Raw genomic sequence first — 22037 nt, 5'->3', positions numbered from 1 at the left:
AAAGACTTGTTCAGTGTGGTCCGCCACGCGCATTGCGCGGTCCGGCACCGCCTGTAACAGGCGATTTGCCCAGCGCCCGCTCCCGTTACCGGTCGTGCCACAATGGCGTCTTGCCAGTCGGGAAAGTCTATTTTCGCCAAGCCCATGTCGCAAACAGACCACAGGAAAAATTCAATGTAAACAGTCATTCCCGGAATAATACGGCATTGGGGAAATTTTAATTATCTACACAACCCCAATTTTGTTGCAAAAATTTCACACAATACCGTTTCGCGTTGAATTTAGTTGCAAAAACAAAAACACCCCGCAGTGACGCAGGGTGTTTTTCAAATGTCGTTTTTGAGCCAGAATAGCAGGTTTTCAGCGACCCGCGCGATCAGCCGAAACTGCGCATCACCGACACACCACCCCATGCAGAAAGGCCCGTCAGCGCGCCACCCCACAGCGTATCCAGCACCACCTGCTGCATCGTCCAATCGCGCAATGTGGCGTAATTGGTGAACTCATAGGTGCCATAAGCCATCAGGCCCAACACCACACCACCCACTAACGCCTGCATCGCATCATCATCACGCAGCGCAGGCAGCGACACAAACCACAGGATCCCCGCCACATAGCCAAGGTAAAACAGACCTGCCGCCCCCATGCGAAACTCTTCTGCGAAGAGATGGCCTACGTGTTGTTCAAACACCGGTTTAATCAGCAACCGCAGCCCGATCATATCCACGATCAGGAAGATGGCGGCGGTGGTGAGGTAAAGGTAAACAACACTCATGGGGTCTTCTTTCTGGGTACGTATTGGGGTGACAGCAAGAGATCTAGCGCACCAATCGGCGGGTCAAGGGCAGCGACAGCGCATATGGCAATCGTCTGAGCAGCTTCAGCGGCATGGTCAGGCGGCGGGGGAAATGCACCTCGAACCGGCGCGCATCCAGCCCTTGCAGGATCTCTGCCGCCGCGCGGTCCGCGGTCAGCAGGCCCGGCATAGTGAAGTCGTTTTTCTGGGTCAGCCGTGTATCGACAAACCCCGGCGAAATCAGCCGCACGTCAAACCGGCCTGCCACCTCATTTCGCAGCGTTTCGGCCAGATTGGCGACCCCCGCCTTGGTCGCGGAATAGATCTGCCCCTGCGGCAGACCAAAGTAGCCCGCGACACTGCCGCACAGCGCGATCTGTCCCTGTGGGCGCAGAACGTCCAGCGCGGCACGCGCCACCAGCAGGCTGCCGGTCAGGTTGACCTGCACAATGTTGGCGGCTTGGGTCAGGTCAATCTCTTCGACCTGACCGGGATCATACAGCGCGGCCATGTTGATCACACGGTCCACTGGCCCGCCTGCTTTGACCCGAAGGGCCGCGTCCGCCACGTCGGCGGCGTCCGCAATATCAATTCCCACCACCTCTGCCGCGCCCTTCGGCATCTCGCCGGCGAGAGCCTGAAGCCGGTCGGTCGAGCGTGCGGACAGGATCACCCGATCCCCGCGCGCAGCATAAGCGCGAGCCAGTGCCGCGCCGATCCCGTCAGAGGCGCCGATAATCCAGACACGCTCAGTGGTGCGGGGGTCAGGCATGGGCCAGCTCCACCTGCACCACATCGGTCTGACCCACATTGAAGGAGGCCGCGCAGATCCCGAGGTAGAAGCGCCAGTTGCGAATGAACTCTTCGCCATAGCCCAGTTTGCGCACGCGGTCGGATTGCTCCTCCAGCCGCAGATCCCAGGTGGCGCAGGTGCGGCCATAGTCAGGGCCGAACCCGTGACTACCCACCACCTTCAGCCCCGCCTGTGCCGCCTGATCGCGGATCACCTGACTGCTCAACAGCATGCCACCTGGGAAGGTGTACTGGCGGATATAGTCGGACCCTTTGCGATAGATAGGGAAGTAATCATCCGGCACAGTGATCGCCTGAATGACCGCGCGACCACCTTGGGACAGGCGCTGTTTCAGGGTATTGAAATAGATCGGCCAATAGCGTTCGCCCACCGCTTCGATCATCTCAATCGAGACAATATTGTCGAATTGACCCTTGATGGCGCGGTAATCTTGCAGTCGGATTTCAGCACGACCATCAAGGCGGGCGTCAGCGTAGCCCTTTTGGCTAGGCGAAATGGTGACGCCGGTGACATGACGCCCATGGTCTGCGGCGCGTTCGGCAAAGCCACCCCAGCCGCAGCCAATTTCCAGCACCTGTTCACCATCGCTGAGGCGGTCCAGAATACGGTCATATTTGCGGTTCTGCGCGCGGGTCAGATCATTGTCCCCCGCCGCATAGATGGCCGATGAATAGGTCATCGTGTCATCCAGCCACAGCTGGTAAAACTCGTTGCCCACATCATAATGCGCACGGATGTTGCGCGCCGCCCCACGGCGGGAGTTGGAGCGCATCAGCCGATCCACCACGCGGAATTTCAGCGTCGCCCAGAAACCGGCATAGGCGTAGCCTGCGAACTCTTCCAGGTTCAACAGCGCCACCTGCGACAGCGCCTCAATCGACGGGGTGTCCCACAGGCCGGCCACATAAGCCTCGCCCAGACCGATATCGCCACGGCTGGCCAGCGTGGTCACAACCGACCAATCGTGCAGCCGCATTTCCGCGACGGGGTCCCCCGCGCCGAAGGTGTAACGCTCACCCTCGGGCGTTGACAGATGCAGCGTGCCGTGGCGCATGCGCTCACATGTGGCCAGAAAATCTTGTTTCACACGTTTGCTAAGGAACAGCATTACGACACCTCCTGTTTGGGTGGGGTAGGCCGCGTACGATAGCGCGCCCCTTTTAGTTTTAGCACCAAGGCCTGCCAGTGGATCAGCGCCATTGTCCGCAGACCGCCAAGGGGACGACGCAGGCTGGCGCGGATCAGTGCGGTGTTGGTCAGCGGCTGGCAGGGCCCTGACAATGTGGCCATCAGCCCCTCTTCGCCGTTGCGATGCAGGATCTGGATGGCAATCTGATCTTCGCGGATATCATAGCGGAAATCATAGCCTCCGGCGATCTCTTGGAACGGGGAAACATGTAACTGCTTGGCTTTGTTCAGTTTCGTTTCCCGCGTGATCGGCAGAAATCCCTCTGCGTGGCAGATATAGGAATGACGGTCATTGAAGGGCGTCGACACCTCGGCGATCACGGCCACCAGATCCGCATCGCGGTAAGCGAACCAGAAACTCACCGGATTGAACCCGTAGTGCAGCCAGCGCGGCTGGGTCAGCAGGCGCAGGGTGATACCATCCGCAGGTAAGCCATGATCCGCCAGAACCTGACGCGCCCACGGCGCGCCCTGCCCCTGCCCGATCACCCCACCGTGGTCACGATCATGCACTGCAGCCAAGGCACGACGGTTGCGCCCGAACAGCGTGGGCGTGCGCAGCTGCGCCTCTGGATCCAGCAGCACGTAGTCCACACTGTAGCGAAACGCGTTTTTGATTGCGCCGCGTCGGGTATGGGTGGTCACACCGGGGATATATGTCACCCGGTCGCTCATGCGCTGCGCCGCGCCAACTCAGGCATGGTCAATTCGAGCACGCTCCGCGCCTCCAGCTCACGCACGATACGCACGGCGCTGGCAAATCCATCCTCGTGGAAGCCGTGCCGCGTGTAGGCACCAGCAAACCAGCTGCGGTTTTCGCCCTGCATGGTCCGCATCGCCACCTGCGCCCGCAGCGCCGCGCGGTCAAACACCGGATGGCGGAAGGAGGTTTGATCATAAATCGCCTCTTCCCGCACTGGAACGGAGGGATTGAGCGACACAAACAGCGGATCACTCTCCGGGATGCCCTGCAGGCGGTTCATCCAATAGGTGACGCCAATGGCGGGTTCAGGACGGCGGGTGTCGGCCTTGTAAACCCAGGACGACCAGACCGACCGGCGCTGCGGCATCTGGGTTTCGTCACAGTGCAGGAACATCTCATTATCCTGAAACCGCATGTCGCCCAGAACCGATTGTTCCTGCGCAGACGGATCAGCAATCATCGCCAACGCATCATCCGAATGGCAGGCAAAGATCACCTGATCATAGCGCTCCGGCTCGCCCCCCTTCGCGGTCACAGTGACGCCCAGCGCATCGCGAGCAACCGACTGCACCGGTGCATTGGTACGCAGATCAGCACCTTGGCTTTGCAGATAGCCCGCCAGACGGGTCACATATTCGATGCTACCGCCATCGACAGTCCACCACTGGTGCTGACCGCTGGCAGAGAGAAGCGCGTGGTTGCGGAAAAACTGCACCAGCGCGCGGGCGGGGAAGCTGCGGATTTCCTGCGGCGGGGTAGACCAGATCGCCCCACAAAGCGGCAACAGGTAGTAGGTCTGGAACCACTCGCCCAGATTGAGGTCATCCATCAGATCGGCGATGGTGCTGTCGTCATTATCGGCCAGCGCCTCGGCCCGTGCATTGAAGCGCAACACGTCGCGGATCATGCGCAGAAAACCGGGGCGCAAGAGGTTCGATTTCTGCGCCGTCAGCGCGGTCAGGTTGCGCAGGCCATATTCCACCGACCCACCGTTGATCGAGGCGCCGAAACTCATATCGCTCTTGATCACCGGCACATCCAGATCGCGGAACATGCGGGTCAGGTGCGGGTAGTTGGCGTAGTTAAAAACAATAAAGCCCGTATCGACCGGTTGATTGCCATTGCGCCCCGCGACGACGGTACGCGCATGCCCGCCAAGTCGCGGCGCGGCCTCGTATACGGTGACGTCATGACGCCCCGCCAAAAGGTAAGCAGAGGCGAGGCCGGAAATACCGGCGCCGATGATGGCAATGCGCTGCGGCGCGGTCGGCTGGGCGTCAAAAGACATGGGAACTCCTGAACTGATTAAAGGAACTACGCAGGAAAAACGCAATCGGATCACTCATTTGACAGGAATTGCGAAAATATACTGAAAAAAGTGATCCAGCCCTTTCGCTGTCGCGTAACGCCTTTATGCTGATGGACAGTTATCATAACGCGGGCTCTGAAAATGGTGCCGGACATGCAGGGACACACACCCCTGCTGCACGCGCCGCGTCAACGCCTGCTGCGGCAGCTGCTGCGTCCGTCTCAAAGGAGCGTCCCCCCGTGTCGCCACAGCAAACAGACAGCAATGGGTCCAACGGATCCGATCTGGCGCCTGAAACACGCTGGATGCTGGCCGTTCGCGACCATCGGGACAAGGTGGCATTTGCCAATCTGTTTGATCACTTTGCGCCACGCCTCAAGGGGTTTATCATTCGGTCCGGCAGCGCAGGCGCTCAGGCCGAAGAGATCGTGCAGGATGTGATGTTGACGGTCTGGCACAAGGCTGAACAGTTTGACCCGCACCGCGCGCAGGTGTCAGCGTGGATCTATCAAATCGCCCGCAACCGACAGATCGACCTGCACCGCAAGCTAGGGCGCCCCGTTCCCGAAGAACTGAAAGAAGAGCCGGGCCTAGAACCCGATGCCAGTCAGATCATTGCCGTTCAGCAGGAAACGCAACAGTTAAAAGACGCGCTAGGACGTCTGGCACCCAACCAGCGTGACATGATCGAAAAAGCCTACTTGGGCGAGTTGAGCCATCAGGACATCTCAACCGCGACCGGCCTGCCCCTGGGCACGATCAAATCACGTATTCGGCTGGGGCTGGAACGCCTGCGCCACGACCTCAAGGGAATGCGCTAAGATGACCGCAATTACCCAACATACCCCTGACGCTTTGTTGGCTGCCTATGCGGCTGGTAGCCTGCCGCCGGTCTTTGCGATGGTGGTTGCCAGCCATATTTCGATCTGTGGCGAATGCCGCGCGGCATTGGAAAGCCATCATGCGATGGGCGGTGCCGTGCTGGACACCTGCGCAGAATCCAAGTTGAGCGATGGGTTCAAATCGAACCTCATGGCGCAGCTGGATCTGCCGATGGAACAGGCGATCTCCCGTCCTGCGCCGCAGCCCATAGCCAAGCCGCACAGCGTCTACCCTGCCCCGCTGATGGAATTGTTGAAAAACAAACCACCGCGCTGGCGATCGCTGGGGTTGGGCATGAAACAGGCCATCCTCAGCGCGGATGAGGGCGGATCGCTACGCCTGCTGCACATCCCCGCCGGACAGGCTGTCCCCGATCATGGGCACAACGGGATGGAGCTGACACTGGTACTACAGGGCAGTTTCAGCGATGAAACAGGCCGATTTGCCCGTGGTGATCTGGAAGTGGCGGATGAGGATCTGGAACATACGCCCGTCGCCGATGCGGGTGATCCCTGCATCTGTCTGGCGGCCACTGATGCGCCGCTGCGCTTCAACAGCCTGATGCCGCGCCTGTTCCAGCCGATTTTCCGCATCTGATGATCCTTGCGTGCGGGCACGCCTGCACGCAAAGTTCAAGCCCGCAATAGACTCACCCCGGCTGTTCGCACAGGTTCAGCACCATCTGCGTCATCAGCCCCAAGAGCGCCATCAGGTGCGCCTCATCTCGGGCCTGATGCTTGTAGCCCACGCAGGTATAGCGCACCCAATCCGCCATCTGATCCACCGTGCAGCCCTGACGTGCCAGCGCCTCTGCGTGATCGGCAAAAAGGTCGCGCAACAAAGCGTCCTTAATCTGATCCACCTCGGCAATAGCAACATGCCCAGCGGCGCTCAGGCTGTCTTCAACACTGGCACCTTCTGCACGCAGTGTACGAAAACCGATCAGCAGAGCGTGTTCATAAAACACCTCCAACCGTTCTTTCAGGGTTGGCAGGCGCTGCCAGTCCGCACGGGTTTGCTGTTCCATCTGACCGCCTGCGTGACGAATCAGATCGCAGAGCAGCTCATCCTTGTTGTGGAACGCATTGTAGACCGTTTGACGGGCCACACCCGCTTCGTCCGCGATGTCCTTCATCGTGGTTTTTCGCAGCCCAAAGCGCATGATAACCCGCATCGCGGCGTCGAGAATTTCAATCTTGCTGTCTGACATGATGGACATATTGACAAAAACTGCCTGAGTGTCAATATTGGACACAGATACGAAAGATGTACAATTGCCCAAAACTGATGATTTCCGTCAGGCACCCCAATTTACGAACAGGAAATGGGCATTTGAAAACAGGATACCAAGGCACCCACGCCACTGCGTGAGGCCCCAAGGAGAACGCGCATGAAACTTATTGTGAACGGACAAGAACAACAGGTGGAGGTCGAAGATGACATGCCCCTGCTGTGGATTTTGCGGGATGAGCTGAACATCACCGGTGTGAAATACGGCTGCGGCATCTCTGCCTGTGGCGCCTGCACCGTGCATGTAAACGGCGAAGCGATGCGCAGCTGTCAGGTGACCGCCGACAGTCTGGAAGAAGGCGACCAAATCACCACGATCGAAGGTCTGGGCACCCCGCCCGCACTGCATGCGGTGCAGGCGGCATGGGTCGAACATCAGGTTGCCCAGTGCGGCTATTGCCAGTCGGGCCAGATCATGCAGGCTGCAGCCCTGCTGTCAGAAACCCCGAACCCCAGCGACGAAGATATCGACGACGCGATGAGTGGCAACCTCTGCCGGTGTGGCACCTACCCGCGTATCCGCGCTGCAGTGAAAACCGCCGCCAAAAACATGCAGGAGGCGTGATCCATGTCTGACAAGAAACCCCAATCCCGCCTGCGCAAATATTCCCGCCGCGCCTTTCTGATCGGGGCGACCGCTGTTGCTGGCGGCGTGGCCTTTGGCACCTATGTGGTCAAACGCCCGCACGACAATCCGCTGGCCGCTGATCTGCAGGACGGCGAAGCCACGTTTAACCCCTACGTCAAAATCACTGGCGATCGGATCACCCTGATCGCATCGCACACTGATAAAGGTCAGGGCGTCCACCACTCGCAGGCGGCACTGATTGCCGAAGAGCTGGACGTTGAACTGGATCAAGTCGAGATCAGCTTTGGCAAACCCGCGCCGGCCTATTGGAACACCGGCCTTGCCAATGATGCTGTGCCCTTTTCTGCCTTTGACGAAAGCTTCAAGGCGCGCGCGGCACGCGGCGCTGTAAGCTCCCTCGGCAAAGTCATGGGTCTGATGGTCACCGGCGGATCCAGCACCATGCCCGATCAGTTTGAAAAACTGCGCAGCGCGGGTGCTGTCGCCCGTGAAACCCTGAAGGCCGCCGCCGCACAACAAACCGGCGTGCCGGTCACCCAGTTGAAGACCGCCCGTGGTATGGTGATCCTGCCCGACGGCACGGAACTGCCCTACACCGATCTGGCAGCGACCGCCGCAAGCATGGAACCTGTAACCGACGTTGCCCTGCGCGACCCATCGCAATGGCGCATGATCGGCAAACCGATGCAGCGTGTTGATGTGGTGGCGAAATCCACAGGCACACTGACCTACGGCATTGACCTGAAAGTCGACGGCATGGTCCATGCCGCCGCGAAGGTAAACCCACGTCAAGGCGGTGCGATGCTGAGCTATGACGCCTCTGCCGCGCTGGAGATGCCCGGCGTGCAGAAGGTTCTGGTACTGCAAGGCGATATGCTGGACCCGGAACTGGACGGCAGCCTGACCCGCCGGCGCACCAAAGTGGGCGTTGCGGTCATTGCCAACAACACTTGGCGCGCCTTTCAGGCGTTGGAGGCCATCGACATCGAATGGGGCAGCGCCCCCTATCCGGCAGAGATGGACGCCCACTGGCAGACCCTGAGCGATAGCTTTACCGAAGACAAGCTGGACAGCGCATGGCGCACAGATGGCGATGTCGAAGCCGCACTCGACGGTGCCGAGGTGCTGGAGGCCGAATATCGCGCCCCCTATGTGGCCCATGCCCCGCTGGAGCCGATCAGCGCAATTGTGCGTGCGGACAAAGACAGCGCCGAAGTTTGGGTCGGCCACCAGATGCAGCGTTTTGCCCAGATGAAAGTTGCCGCCATTCTGGGGCTGGATGATCCTGAGAAAGTCACCCTGCACAACCAGTTCATCGGCGGCAGCTTTGGTCACCGGCTGGAATTTGAAAACGTCACCATCGCGACCGAGATCGCCCGTCAGATGCCCGGTGTACCGGTAAAACTGACCTTCTCACGCGAAGAGGACTTTGCCCATGACTTCCCCCGCCAGATCGCCATGGCCCGTGGGCGCGGCGCGGCAAAGGATGGCAAGGTAGACGCACTGGACATGCAGATCGCCATGCCATCTGTCGTGGCCTCACAAATGTCACGGGTGGGTCAGCCGGTGGCGGGACCAGATAACCAGATCGTCGCAGGCGCCTGGAACATGCCTTTTGACATCCCGAACTTGCGGGTACGCGGCTACCGTGCGCCAGAACTGGCCCCCATCAGCTCGTGGCGCTCGGTCGGTGCGTCGTCGCAAGGTTTCTTTGCCGAAGGGTTCTTTGACGAACTGTGCCATGCTGCGGGTGTTGACCCACTAGAGGAACGCCTGCGTCTGGTGAACAACCCGCTGCACCGCAAGGCACTAGAAGCGGTTGGCGAAATGTCCAACTGGGGCAGCGCTCTGGGCCCGAACCGTGGCCGCGGCATCGCTATGGTCGAAAGCTTCGGCGTGCCCACCGCCGAGGTGATCGAGGTCACTGCGACCGAAGACGGCATCAAAATCGACAAAGCCTTTGTCGTGGCCGAGGTCGGGCGTATTGTCGATCCGGTGAACTTTGAAAACTTGATGCAAGGCGGTGTGATCTGGGGGCTGGGTCACGCAATGAACTGCGAGATCACATATTCCGACGGTATGGCAGAACAGTCAAACTTTGACAGCCACGAAGGTATGCGTCTGTATCAGTGCCCCGACATCATGGTGCGTGGGCTGGAAAACGGCGACAACATCCGTGGCATTGGTGAACCGCCCGTGCCGCCGGCCGCACCTGCGCTGGCCAACGCGATCTTTGCCGCGACCGGCACCCGTCTGCGGGAAATGCCCTTTGCCAACTTTGTGGATTTCGTCTGATTTTTTCAGGCACCGCTGCAGCGGACACTCAGAAACAAAAAATGCCCCGGATTTCAGTCCGGGGCATTTTCTTATCGCAACCGCTTCACAATCGCCTTGCTCGGCCAACAGGTCGCCGCCTGCCCGCCAGCCTCTTGCCAACGTCCGATTGAACGGCGTGTGCGGAACCCTGCCAGACCATCTGCGCCGCCTACGTCATGGCCCAACCGCTCCAGACCACGCTGCATCGCCGCCACATCTGCGCGCAACAGGGTGTCGGTCGGGGCCCATGCCCCCTTGAAATCGGCCATGTTGTAGCGGATGCGGTCCCCCACATGGCCAACAAACAGCGCATAAAGATCGCTCTCATTATACTCTTTCAGCACATAGAAATTGGGCGTCACCAGAAAGGCCGGACCATGCCGCCCCGCAGGCATCATCAAATAGCCCTGCCCCATTGCCTCATGCTTTGGAAAAGCACGCCCGTTGACGCGGGTCACGCCCATATCGGCCCACTGGGCAATGCGCCGCCCCTGATCCGGACCCTCCAGCGTGCATGACACATCTGCCGGAACCTTCACCTCAAATCCCCAATCACGCCCGCGCTGCCAGCCATGTTCGGACAGGTAATGCGCGATAGACGCCAGTGTATCCGCCTCTGACTGCCAAATATCGACGCGACCGTCCCCATCCCCATCACGACCATATTTCGCAACATTCGTCGGCATGAACTGCGGCTGCCCCAAGGCGCCCGCCCAGCTGGATTTCAACGCCTTGGGCGCACGCCCCTCCTGCACCAGTTTGAGCGCGGCGATCAGTTCAGTGCGGAAATATTCCGCGCGGGCATCTTGGTAGGCCTTGCTGGCCAGCACCTGAAACGCATCCTGTGGGATCTTGACCCGCCCAAAGCCGCTTTCCCGTCCCCAGATGGCCAGCAAAATCTGACCCGGCACGCCAGAGTCGCGTTCCAGACTTTTAAGCAGATCCGCATGGGTTTTTCGCAGCTTTTGGCCTTCTCGGGTAGTATAGCCCAGTGTGTTGGCCCCAAAGTACCGCGCGGGCCGACCAAATTCCGCCTGTTTGTCAGGGCGGGTTGGCGCCAGCATCAATTTGCCCTTCATCAGCTTGTTGAACGTGCCTTTGGACACCCCAGCTGACCGGGCATCGGGCCAGACCTTTTGTTGCAACCATTGCTGAAATGCCACCTGGTCCGAAGCGGTCTGCGCAGCGGCACCCGCCCCCAGATGAACCACCAAAGCCAAAGATGCGAAAGCCAAACGAAGCATCTGAATAATCCAATCACAAACTACAATACCCCCAGACTGCACCATGCCATCGCCCAACGCCAGACTGCGGGTTGATCAAAACGCACATAGTCTGGCGGAAATTTTCCGCATTCCACCTTGGGCCGCTGATCAAAACCGTCTACCAAGACCAAAAGAAATCTGCCCAAATCAACGCCCTAAGGTGGCGTCGGATCCGGCGTGAGGATCGGGCAATGTCAGGAGGGATGGCATGACACCACATTGGCAAACCGCGCTGCAGGCGGCCTGGGGCATCGAGGCGACGCTAAAACGGCTGGACGGTGAATATGACCTGAACATTCTGGCCAACGCCGGTGAACGCGGCGATTTTGTGCTGAAGGTGATGCGCGCGGGCTGCGCCCCTGACCTGATCGACATGCAGATCAAAGCAATGGCGCATATCGCCGCCAAGTCCGACGGCCTGCCCTACCCGCGCGTCATTGCCGGTCAGGACGGCGCCGCGATCCAGACGTTGCGTGATGAGGACGGGGAGGAACGTCTGTGCTGGCTGCTCGAAAAACTGCCAGGGCAGTGCTATGCCGACCACACCCCAAAATCACCTGAACTGATCGGTGAGCTGGGCCAGATCCTTGGCGCGACAGATGTGGCACTGGCGGATTTCCAGCACCCGACGCTGCAGCGGGACTTCAAATGGGATTTGATGCAGGGTCAGTGGATCGGCGGCCACACGCAGGTGATCACCGATCTGAACCGTCAGGCGATCATCCACGGCATTCTGGCAGAGGTGGCGCAAATCTGGCCGCACTTGATGATGCTGCCGAAACAGGCGATCCACAATGACGTGAACGATTACAACGTCTTGGTCACTGGCGGCGCGTATCAACCGCACCAGATCTCTGGCGTGATTGATTTCGGGGACATGTGCGCCGCGCCGCGCATCTGCAATCTGGCCATCGCCGCGGCCTATATGGTGCTGGATCACCCAGAACCGGAAACCGCGCTGGCGCATCTGGTGGCGGGCTATCACATTCAGAACCCGCTGAGCGCGGCAGAGGTGGACATGATCCTGCCCCTGTTGCGGCTGCGGCTAGCCGTGTCTGTGGTGAACTCCACCATCGAAGCGGCCGAAAATCCCGACGATCCCTACATCACCATCTCGCAAGCGCCCGCATGGCGCTATTTGGAACGCGACGGCGAGGATGCAGGCCTCTTGCGCGCCCGCCTGCGCGCCGCATGTGGCCTGCCCGTGACCAATGCGGCAGAGCGCATCCATGCCTTCCTCGCGGCTGAGAATGGCAACTTCGCCCCCGTGATGGGCCGTGACCTGAGCGAAATGCCGATGGGATCGCTGTCCGTCGAAAACAGCGCCGAACCGCAGAACCCTTTCGATCTGCCGATTGAAGAGGCTGCGCAGCTGGGCGCAGACTACGGCGATCAGGACGGCTGGTGGCTGGGCTACTATAACGAACCCCGCCTGATCTACACCGCCGACGCCTTCCGCAAGGGACCGTGGAAGGCATCGAACCGCCGCACTGTGCATCTGGCCGTGGACGTGTTCGCCCCCACAGACACACCCGTCGCCACGCCGATGGCCGCCAAGGTGCATGTGGTGGAAAACCGCACCGGTCATCTGGATTATGGCGGTGTGGTGATCCTCAGCCACGACACCCCGGATGGCGATACCTTCTACACCCTCTACGGTCATCTGGCCGCTGATGTGGTCGAGACCCTGAACGTCGGACAAGAGCTGACGAAGGGAGAGGTCTTTGCCCGCCTCGGCGATCCCAGCCAGAACGGCGGCTGGGCGCCGCATGTGCATTTCCAACTGGCGATGACCACCGATGGCATGGGCCATGACTGGCCCGGTGTTGGCGATCCAGATGAGATGTATCTGTGGGAAGCGGTCTGTCCGAACCCCGCGGCCCTGCTGAACCTGCCCGCCAACAAGGTGCGCTATGCCCCGACAGACAAGGCGCAGGTACTGGCCGGACGGCGCGCCAACTTTGGTGGCAACCTGTCGCTCACCTATAGCGATCCGGTGATGTTGGTGCGGGGGTGGAAACATCACCTGTTTGACGAATGGGGCCGCCCCTATCTGGATGCCTACAACAACGTGCCGCACGTCGGCCACGCCCACCCGCGCATTCAGGCGGTGGCTGCGGATCAGCTGAAGCGGATGAATTCCAACACCCGTTACCTGCACCCCGCCCAGACCGCCTTTGCCGACAAGGTTCTGTCGAAGATGCCCGACCATCTGGAGGTCTGCTTCTTCGTCAACTCTGGGACCGAGGCAAACGAGCTGGCGCTGCGCCTCGCCCGCGCCCATACGGGTGCGAAGGGTATGGTGACGCCCGATCACGGCTATCACGGCAACACCACCGGCGCGATCGACATTTCAGCCTATAAATTCAACGCCAAGGGCGGCGTGGGGCAATCTGATTGGGTCGAGTTGGTTGAGGTGGCCGATGATTATCGCGGACGTTTTGGCCGCGACGACGCTAACCGCGCCCAGAAATACGCCGATCTGGTCGATCCTGCGATTGCCGCATTGCAGGCGAAGGGCCACGGCGTTGCTGGTTTCATCGCGGAAACCTTCCCCTCAGTCGGCGGTCAAATCATCCCACCCAAAGGTTATTTGCCTGCGGTTTATGAAAAAATCCGCGCTGCGGGTGGCGTTTGCATCGCGGATGAGGTGCAGACAGGTCTGGGGCGTCTGGGCGATTACTATTTCGGCTTTGAACATCAGGGCGCCCTGCCCGACATCGTGGTGATGGGCAAACCGATCGGCAACGGGCACCCCTTGGGCGTTCTAGTGACGACCAAAGCGATTGCCGAAAGTTTTGCGCAGGGGCCGGAGTTCTTTTCGACCTTCGGCGGCTCCACACTGTCGTGCCGCATTGGCAAAGAGGTGCTGGACATCGTCGATGACGAAGGCCTGCAAGCCAATGCCAAGGCGATGGGCGATCGGCTGATGAGTGGCCTCAAAGCGCTAGAGGCGAAGTATGAGGTCGTGGGCGACGTGCGCGGCATGGGACTGTTTGTGGGGGTCGAACTGATCACCGATGCAGCCACCCGCACCGAAGGCACCGCCATTGCCTCCTACGTCAAAAACCGGATGCGGGCGCACCGGATCCTGTTGGGCAGTGAGGGACCAAAGGACAACATCCTGAAAATCCGCCCGCCGCTGACCGTGGACGCAGAAGGGATCGATATGATCCTGGATGCGCTGGACCAGATCCTAGCAGAGAGGTCTAAGACCTAGCAACAAAACACCAAAGGCCGCCTGCCCCCGTGCAGCGCGGCCTTTTTTACGGTCAGCGAAACAACCGCATTTTTTTCTTTCCCCCTCATAGACTTGCCCCGAAAATATGCAGCGCTAACTACGCTTCGACGCAGACGGCAGGTCGTGTGCCGCCTTTGACCATCTCCATGCTTGCACAAATGGGCAGAGAGGGGCACAACGATCACGCCTGTCCCAGACAGTTTCACCGCGCCCGAGAGGACCCCCAATGGACACCGCCTTGCCTCATGACTTTGTGCCCGACGCGGAAAACACCCGCGCGCTGCGCGATGCCTTTGGCCGTTTCGCCACCGGTGTCACCATTGTGACAACCGGATCCGACACAGGCGGTGTTGCGATCACTGCAAACAGCTTTTCGTCGGTGTCACTGGACCCGCCGATGGTGATGTGGGCCTTGGCCGAAGACTCAAACCGCTATCAGGCATTCAAGGATGCGCAGCATTACGCGATCCATATCCTGCGCGCCGATCAACAGGATCTGGCGTGGAAAGTGGTGCGTGATGGCACAGCGCTGAACGATCTGGATTTGGCAACAAACGCCCACGGCGTGCCATTGCTGTCTGGCTGTCTGGCCCGTTTTGAATGCCGCCAGAATGCCGTTTACCCCGGCGGGGATCACAAGATCATTCTAGGCGAAGTGCTGCGCGCCGAAATCGGCACGCCGGGCGACGCACTGACGTTTTATTGCGGCAATATGGGCACGCTTTGAGCAGCTTGCGGCGGGGGACGCTCCTTGGGCGGCTCAACGATAGCGAGCCCACCATCCGGCTGTAGTTGCTGATCATACCCACAGCGCCGAAATTGCCAGAGCGTTAAGGCACCGTCCAATACGATCCCCATGCCAAACATCACCGCGATACCGTGCAGGTCCGGCTGAAACAGGCCCAGATGATAGGCCGCAAAGGCAGATCCGTAATATCCCAGACTGACAACCAATGTTTGTTGCAACAACAAATCAGTGCGCCCGATGCCGTAAAAATAGCTGTCGAGAGCCGAGTTAAACGCAAACACAGTGTAGAACACCAACAGGACCAGCAGCACATCCACCACTGCCTGTGCATCCTCATACCCCATCACCCCGGAAACAAAGGCGTGCCAGAACGGAATCGTCAGCAACCAGACCGTAGTGATCACAACGGTCAGCGACAGGTAGGCCCGCCACCGAACACCCAACTGCCCCGCGCAGCGCCCCGCATCCTGTCGGATCACCGTCCCCAAGGACAGAACCGGCAGCAACAGCCAGCTCCAGACAAAGGTGTTGGCCAACCAGTACACATCAGCGGATTGGGCCTGATTGACCAGACGCAGGATCATCACCGCAAAGGCGGCATTGCGCACAAATGCTTCGAATCCGGCGCGCACAGCGATGCGGCGCCATTCGAGGCGCCACAATTGCTGACCTGCTTGCCGCACATTTTGACGTGGCTTGTGCGGCGCGACCGCCAGCAGCCGCCAACGCCACAAAAACCACAAGCCTAACAATGAAAATAGAACGCTGGCGATAAGGTTCGTGTAGGCCACGCCCATCACCCCCAACGCCAGACCGTTCGTCCCCACCAACACAGTATCGAGGGCAATCACCACTGTGGTCTTCGCCATCGCCAGACAGGTGACAATCCGGTGGCGCCCCAGAACCACAACAACCACCAGCGCCAGGTCCCCGATCGCCTGCACGCCTTGCCCCAAGGCTTCGAGCCGTAGGAATTGCGCAGTGATCGTCTGCATAGGTTCAGGCACCGCCATTGCCACCACCCAAGAGTGCGCACAGAACCAGCCAACCGCGACCAGAACACCATAGACCAACACCGTTAGGCGCAATGCAGCACTGATCCGATGACGCAACGCCGCAATCCCTGTCGCGACGGCCCCCAACACAAAATACAACGGCATCAAGAGTGCCTCTGATGCGACTTCAAACGCCAGATGCAGCCACGCAGCCTGCGCGGCGATGCTGATCGTGCCGGTGTCGGGTAGCGAAGTCAGGAAATACACCCGCGTGGTGGCGTAGCAAGCGGGTAAAAACATCAAAAAGGACACAGCGGCCCAAAGGCGATAGTTGATCAAATGCATTGTAATCCGCTGGGCAACAGCAACTCTTGCACACCCGCCGCCTTGCTTTTCTGATGTTAAAATTTTTCCGGCGTGAGATCGTTCTCCAAACCACCCACAATGCAAAGATGGAGAAATCGGTAGATTGCAAAGAGAACACGCCCTTCATTCCACTGAGTGGGAAACCCTGAATGACAAAATGCCCCGCCGTTTTTCAACAGCGGGGCGTTTTGTGTCACTCAGTCAGAAGCGGCTATTGCCTCAGGCCGCCTGGCTAGAGATGAAATCGACGTCGTCGTCATCCCCCATGTCAAAGGCAATTCCTGCCGCCGCAGTGCTGGTGGTCGCCGGGGCGGATGCGGCAGTTGCCTTGGTCGCGGAAGGCTTGCGTGCCTCTTCGTCGCATTCATCACGGATGGTGTCGATACGCGCGATGGCGACGTTGACCTGCGCCAGACCTTCGGATTGATCGGCGGCACCTGCAACGATCTGGCTCAGCACATCGTTCAGTTCCGAAACCGCGCCTGAAATGCGCGACAGTGCGTCACCGGTTTCACCCACCAAGGTCACCCCATGGTCCACCTGTTCGGACGAGGTGATGACCAGATCGCGGATCTCCTTGCTGGCATCAGCAGAGCGCTGCGCCAGTTTTCGCACTTCGGTCGCAACAACTGCAAAGCCGCGTCCAGCCTCGCCAGCGCGCGCCGATTCCACCGCAGCGTTCAGAGCCAGCAAGTCCGTCTGGCGCGCAATTTCATCAATCACCCCAATAATGGTGGTGATCTTTTCCGAACTTGCCTTGATCGCGTCCATTGCTTCGTGGGCACGGGTGACCACTTCGCTGGACCGCGCAGCTTCGTCGCGGGTTTGTGTCATCACGCTTTGGGCGTTGCTGGCATGATCAGCAGACGCTTCGGCGGAGGTTGCGATCTGTTCCACTGCGGCAGCGGCACGTTGACCTTCGCGGCGGGTACGATCGGCAGTTTCCACAGCGGCAGCGCGGGCTGCTTCCGCTTCGAGTTTGGCGGTTTCGGCGCGTTCGACCGTTAAGGCCAATTCTTCGCGGGCACTGCGCACCTCGGCATCGACAGCGGCGGAGCGGATCATCGACCAAGCCAAAATACCTGCCTCAAACAGAACGATCACGGCATGAAGAATCACACGTCCCAGGGTTTCCATCAGCGACATCTCAGGAAACACCAGACTGGGCAGCAGCAAACCAAAGCTAAGGTGATGCACTGCGGTCACGGCAACGCCAGCGATCAGCGCGGGCAGCGATCCCATCGTAGCCACAATCGCCAGAACCGCAAAGAACAGCATGTGGGTATCAACCTGCCAGGCGTGCCCTGCAAAGGCCGAGGTAAAGGCAACACATTGCCCCACCAGCGCCACCGCCAGCATGATCGGGCGCATTTTTGCATCCAAACGCCCAGCGACCAGCGCCATCACCGCAAAGATCACAGCCGAAGCCACAACCGTCATCAGCGGTCCGCCAACAACAAAAGCGGCAATCGGACCAAGGGGCATCATCCCCAAGGCCACCAACCGCGCCGTTCCCGAGAAGTCTTTCGACGTCTCCAGCATATTTACCGACATTATACCGTTTCCTTCGTTACACAAAATAGCTCAAGCGCACTGGGATCGAGCAGAAACCAAGCACCACTTTGGCGAAAGTCAGACGCGCTGGCCCCTGTGGCCAACACCGACAATGGTGCCTGCGTTGGTCCAACGATGGCACCACCAGCGGCGGCCACAACAGCTTCGGCCCCACCGGACCACGGGGGGGCAACCACCAGAACAGGCTCATCCAGAACGCCAGATTTGGCCGGCAGCTGCGCGGCAATGGCGACATTTGCCACCTCTAAACCCAACACAGCAGCGACCCCACCCGACATCAGCAGGTACGCAGACACGTTTTTCATGCCGCCACCATAACCTCGAAATATCAGCAAAACTCACCACCCCTACGGATTCGCGGGATGGGGCCACCCTTAGGTATAGAAAACCGAATATAGAGATTACCCAGGCGGTTAGAATAAAAAGGCAACACTACCCCAGAATGCAAAAGTGCCATCCTAGCCTGCACATAAAACGAATATTTACGCGTGTTTCAAAATGCCGATAGATTTTAAAACAGCGCCAGAATCAGAAAAATAGACCCACTTTCCGTTCGCCTTCCTCAAAGGTTTAAAAAACGAAAGCCACATGCGACACAAAAGAACATTTACGAAAGTTTTAATTGACTCCGATAGTGTCCGCCGTATGACATCGACCTATGGGGCGCATTTGCCCTGAGACTCCATATTAAACCGCCCGAGCTACGCCATGCTGACCCCAGAAACCCGCCCCCACCCCACAGATCTGTTCATCATCGGTGGTGGCATCAATGGCTGTGGCATTGCCCGTGATGCAGCAGGGCGTGGATTGACTGTGCGCTTGGCAGAAATGAACGACCTGGCCTCGGCCACATCATCGGCCTCAACCAAACTGTTTCACGGTGGGCTGCGCTATCTGGAGTATTTCGAAGTACGGCTGGTCCGCGAAGCCCTGATCGAACGCGAAACCCTGCTGCGCGCAATGCCCCACATCTCTTGGCCGATGCGGTTTGTCCTGCCTTATCATACAGATATGCGATTTGATGCGGAAACCCCGGCATCGCGCCTGTTGAGCCGTATCATGCCCTGGATGAAGGGGCGCCGCCCCGCTTGGATGATCCGTCTGGGCCTGTTTATGTATGACACCCTTGGGGGGCGTGACATTCTACCAGCCACGCGCGCGATCGACCTGACAGACGCCGCCGAAGGGGCGCCGCTGCAGGACCGTTTCGCCAAAGCGTTTGAATATTCAGATTGCTGGATCGAAGACAGCCGACTGGTGACCCTGAATGCCCGTGATGCAGGATGCCGCGGCGCGGATATCATGACCCGCACCGAAGTGGTCAGCGCTGAACGGCGTGGCGCCCTGTGGCAGATCACCACCCGCAACACATCCACGGGCGCAACCACCACCCACCAAGCCAAGATGCTGATCAACGCCGCTGGCCCATGGGTTGGCGATGTACTGACACAGAAACTGCGCAGCAACAGTCGCGAAGGTGTACGTCTGGTGCGTGGCAGCCATATCGTCACGCGCAAACTGTTCGATCACGACAAATGCTACTTCTTTCAGGGCGAAGACGGGCGCATCATCTTTGCCATTCCGTATGAAAACGATTTCACCCTGATCGGCACCACCGATCATGACCACAGTGATCCCGCAACGCCTCCAACCTGCACGGATGAGGAACAGGATTATCTGTGCCGATTTGCCAGCCGCTATTTCAAGCAGCCTGTCACCCGTGATGATGTGGTGTGGACCTATTCCGGTGTGCGCCCCCTCTATGATGACGGGGCCAGTTCCGCCACTGCAGCGACCCGTGACTATACGCTGACACTCGACACCGAAGCGGGTGCGCCGCTGCTCAACGTGTTTGGCGGCAAGATCACAACCTATCGCAAACTGGCCGAAAGCGCGCTGGCCAAAATCGGCACACAACTGCCCTTGCCCAAAGGCGACTGGACCGCAGGTGTTCCCCTGCCCGGTGGCAACTTCGAAGTGGGCAGCCGTGATTTCCTTGTGGATGACCTGCAACGCACGCACCCGTTCCTCAGCCCCACATGGGCCCTGCGCCTGATCAAGGCCTACGGCACCGAAGCCCCCACCATTCTGGGCGAAGCACGCAGTGCCGCCGATCTGGGGCAGGATTTCGGCGCCACACTGACCGAAGCCGAAGTGCTATGGCTGATGCAGCGCGAATTTGCCCAAACCGCCGAGGACGTCCTGTGGCGTCGTAGCAAACTGGGCCTGCGCCTGACAGCGGAACAAGTCACTGTGCTGGACGCCTGGATGCAGGACAACCGACATCGCGCCAAACTGCGCTGTTAACGCAGCGTGCCGCACCGGGCGGAAGCCTTGTGCGCGGCGCACCAAAGCGGCCTTGCAATTTCTGCGCGACTGCGCCCACTGTGTCGCCCACTGCGGCCGTGGGAAGGCCACACACAATACCAACACCTCGGGGGAACCAAATGACGCATATTCTGGCCATTGATCAGGGCACCACATCCACACGGGCGATCCTGTTTGACAAAGGAATGCGCATCACCGCCACAGCGCAGGAAGAGTTCACACAGCACTTCCCCGCCTCGGGCTGGGTCGAACATGATCCAGAAGACCTGTGGAACACCACACTCGCCACCTGTCGCGCCGCGCTGGAACAGGCATCCATCACTGCGCAGGACGTGACTGCCATCGGCATCACCAATCAACGCGAAACCACCGTGGTCTGGGACCGCCTGACAGGCACCCCCATTCATAACGCGATCGTCTGGCAAGACCGGCGCACAGCCGACGCCTGCCGTGCCTTGCGTGATGCAGGACACGAAGAGATGGTCACAAATCGTACAGGCCTGCTGCTGGATCCATATTTCTCAGGCACCAAACTGGCATGGATACTCGACAATGTGCCAAACGCCCGCGCGCGCGCCGAAGCAGGCGACTTGCTGTTTGGCACCGTCGACAGTTTTCTGATCTGGAAGCTGACTGACGGCAAAGTACATGCGACCGATGCCACCAACGCCGCGCGCACCTTGCTTTATGACATCCGCAAAGGCCGGTGGAGCCAGACGATCTGCGATCTCCTCAATATCCCGATGCAGATGCTGCCCGAGGTGAAAGACTGCGCCGCCGATTTCGGCGTCACCACCGCAGAGTTACTGGGGCGCGAAATCCCCATTACGGGCGTGGCTGGCGACCAACAAGCTGCCACCATCGGTCAGGCCTGTTTTCAGCCCGGCATGCTCAAATCCACATATGGCACTGGCTGCTTTGCGCTGCTGAACACTGGCACCACACCGGTGCAGTCCCATAACCGGCTGCTGACCACCATTGCTTATCAGCTAAACGGCACCCCTACCTATGCACTGGAAGGGTCGATTTTCATCGCAGGCGCCGTTGTACAATGGCTGCGCGACGGGCTGCAGGTTATCCAGTCCGCCCAAGACACTCAGCCATTGGCCGAAGCGGCGGATCCGACGCAGGATGTGGTGATGGTTCCTGCCTTTACCGGCCTTGGCGCGCCCTATTGGAATGCGGACTGCCGTGGTGCGGTATACGGGCTGACCCGCAATTCAGGTCCTGCAGAATTTGCCAAGGCTGCACTGGAAAGTGTGGGGTATCAAACCCGTGACCTCCTAGAGGCGATGACTGACGACTGGGCCAAACATACAGGTGGGTCACAAACCGCAGAACAGGTGTTGCGTGTTGATGGCGGGATGAGTGCCTCTGACTGGGCGATGCAATTCCTGTCCGACATTCTAGGCGCCCCTGTTGACCGCCCCGAAGTGCTGGAAACCACCGCTTTGGGGGCCGCATGGTTGGCGGGGATGCAGGCCGGTCTCTATCCTGACATGGACGGTTTTGCTGCTGGATGGGCACAGGACCAACGGTTTGATCCAGCAATGGATGTGGCGTTGCGGGATCAAAAATACAGCCGCTGGAAACGCGCGGTCGCTGCAACAATGACCGTCTAATCCACTACCG

Annotated in this window: 18 protein-coding genes; 8 read left to right on the top strand and 10 right to left on the bottom strand. The window is 59.5% G+C overall.

All coding sequences use genetic code 11. The annotated features are described in order from the left end of the window. Positions 1-376: 376 nt before the first annotated feature. Genes TM5383_RS15595 through TM5383_RS15575 form a run of 5 tightly spaced genes read right to left on the bottom strand, consistent with a single transcriptional unit; the run spans position 377 to position 4789 of the window. Positions 377-775: a DUF2177 family protein gene (locus TM5383_RS15595; protein WP_058319969.1), complete on the bottom strand. Its 399-nt coding sequence runs from the start codon at positions 773-775 to the stop codon at positions 377-379. A gap of 43 nt (positions 776-818) precedes the next feature. Further along, the gene (locus TM5383_RS15590; RefSeq protein WP_058319968.1) at positions 819-1568 is read right to left on the bottom strand and encodes an SDR family NAD(P)-dependent oxidoreductase; all 750 of its coding nucleotides are present in this window, start codon (positions 1566-1568) and stop codon (positions 819-821) included. Further along, positions 1561-2718: an SAM-dependent methyltransferase gene (locus TM5383_RS15585; RefSeq protein ID WP_058319967.1), complete on the bottom strand. Its 1158-nt coding sequence runs from the start codon at positions 2716-2718 to the stop codon at positions 1561-1563. Before TM5383_RS15585 ends, TM5383_RS15590 begins: the two co-directional genes overlap by 8 nt. Beyond that, a complete protein-coding gene (locus TM5383_RS15580; protein WP_058319966.1) occupies positions 2718-3473 on the bottom strand; it encodes a DUF1365 domain-containing protein in 756 nt (251 codons plus the stop codon). The genes TM5383_RS15585 and TM5383_RS15580 overlap by 1 nt, the downstream gene beginning before the upstream one ends. Further along, positions 3470-4789 carry an NAD(P)/FAD-dependent oxidoreductase gene (locus TM5383_RS15575; RefSeq protein ID WP_058319965.1) on the bottom strand — a complete coding sequence of 440 codons (1320 nt, stop codon included), beginning with the start codon at positions 4787-4789 and terminating at the stop codon, positions 3470-3472. Before TM5383_RS15575 ends, TM5383_RS15580 begins: the two co-directional genes overlap by 4 nt. Before the next feature lie 326 nt (positions 4790-5115). Here TM5383_RS15575 and TM5383_RS15570 point away from each other — a divergent pair, with 326 nt between their 5' ends. Further along, the gene (locus TM5383_RS15570; RefSeq protein ID WP_058320034.1) at positions 5116-5631 is read left to right on the top strand and encodes a sigma-70 family RNA polymerase sigma factor; all 516 of its coding nucleotides are present in this window, start codon (positions 5116-5118) and stop codon (positions 5629-5631) included. 1 nt (position 5632) lies between these two features. Beyond that, on the top strand, positions 5633-6289 hold the full coding sequence (locus TM5383_RS15565; protein ID WP_058319964.1) for a ChrR family anti-sigma-E factor: 657 nt from the start codon (positions 5633-5635) through the stop codon (positions 6287-6289). Between the two features lie 52 nt (positions 6290-6341). Here TM5383_RS15565 and TM5383_RS15560 read toward each other — a convergent pair whose 3' ends face one another. Then, on the bottom strand, positions 6342-6902 hold the full coding sequence (locus TM5383_RS15560) for a TetR/AcrR family transcriptional regulator (RefSeq protein WP_159438576.1): 561 nt from the start codon (positions 6900-6902) through the stop codon (positions 6342-6344). Positions 6903-7082: 180 nt separating this feature from the next. Here TM5383_RS15560 and TM5383_RS15555 point away from each other — a divergent pair, with 180 nt between their 5' ends. After that, a complete protein-coding gene (locus tag TM5383_RS15555) occupies positions 7083-7547 on the top strand; it encodes a (2Fe-2S)-binding protein (RefSeq protein WP_058319962.1) in 465 nt (154 codons plus the stop codon). A 3-nt stretch (positions 7548-7550) separates the two neighbouring features. Continuing rightward, complete coding sequence (locus tag TM5383_RS15550; protein WP_058319961.1) at positions 7551-9866, top strand: xanthine dehydrogenase family protein molybdopterin-binding subunit; 2316 nt, start codon at positions 7551-7553, stop codon at positions 9864-9866. Between the two features lie 71 nt (positions 9867-9937). Here the strand turns inward: TM5383_RS15550 and TM5383_RS15545 are convergent, their stop codons facing one another. Then, positions 9938-11131, bottom strand: a complete 1194-nt coding sequence (locus TM5383_RS15545) for a lytic murein transglycosylase (RefSeq protein ID WP_058319960.1) — start codon at positions 11129-11131, stop codon at positions 9938-9940. Between the two features lie 229 nt (positions 11132-11360). On the opposite strand from TM5383_RS15545, the gene TM5383_RS15540 reads away from it, so the two are divergent. Next, positions 11361-14372, top strand: coding sequence for an aminotransferase class III-fold pyridoxal phosphate-dependent enzyme (locus tag TM5383_RS15540; RefSeq protein ID WP_058319959.1), 3012 nt, complete (start codon positions 11361-11363; stop codon positions 14370-14372). Between the two features lie 247 nt (positions 14373-14619). Next, a complete protein-coding gene (locus tag TM5383_RS15535; protein WP_058319958.1) occupies positions 14620-15120 on the top strand; it encodes a flavin reductase family protein in 501 nt (166 codons plus the stop codon). On the opposite strand, the gene TM5383_RS15530 is transcribed toward TM5383_RS15535, so the two are convergent. The 3 genes from TM5383_RS15530 to TM5383_RS15520 all read right to left on the bottom strand — a co-directional run bounded on the left by TM5383_RS15530 (position 15093) and on the right by TM5383_RS15520 (position 18382). Further along, positions 15093-16481: an MATE family Na+-driven efflux transporter gene (locus TM5383_RS15530; protein WP_058319957.1), complete on the bottom strand. Its 1389-nt coding sequence runs from the start codon at positions 16479-16481 to the stop codon at positions 15093-15095. The genes TM5383_RS15535 and TM5383_RS15530 overlap by 28 nt on opposite strands. 240 nt (positions 16482-16721) lie before the next feature. After that, positions 16722-18056 carry a methyl-accepting chemotaxis protein gene (locus TM5383_RS15525; RefSeq protein WP_058319956.1) on the bottom strand — a complete coding sequence of 445 codons (1335 nt, stop codon included), beginning with the start codon at positions 18054-18056 and terminating at the stop codon, positions 16722-16724. Next, positions 18056-18382 carry a hypothetical protein gene (locus tag TM5383_RS15520; RefSeq protein ID WP_058319955.1) on the bottom strand — a complete coding sequence of 109 codons (327 nt, stop codon included), beginning with the start codon at positions 18380-18382 and terminating at the stop codon, positions 18056-18058. The genes TM5383_RS15525 and TM5383_RS15520 overlap by 1 nt, the downstream gene beginning before the upstream one ends. A gap of 403 nt (positions 18383-18785) precedes the next feature. Between TM5383_RS15520 and glpD the strand changes: the two genes are divergently transcribed. Continuing rightward, a complete protein-coding gene (gene glpD, locus TM5383_RS15515) occupies positions 18786-20384 on the top strand; it encodes a glycerol-3-phosphate dehydrogenase (RefSeq protein WP_058319954.1) in 1599 nt (532 codons plus the stop codon). Positions 20385-20524: 140 nt separating this feature from the next. Continuing rightward, positions 20525-22027, top strand: coding sequence for a glycerol kinase GlpK (glpK, locus tag TM5383_RS15510; RefSeq protein WP_058319953.1), 1503 nt, complete (start codon positions 20525-20527; stop codon positions 22025-22027). Positions 22028-22037 lie beyond the last annotated feature (10 nt).

The organism is Thalassovita mediterranea, assembly GCF_001458435.1.
GTDB lineage: Bacteria > Pseudomonadota > Alphaproteobacteria > Rhodobacterales > Rhodobacteraceae > Thalassobius > Thalassobius mediterraneus.
Note: the sequence above shows the minus strand (reverse complement) of the source record. Positions and strands in the feature narration are given on the sequence as shown.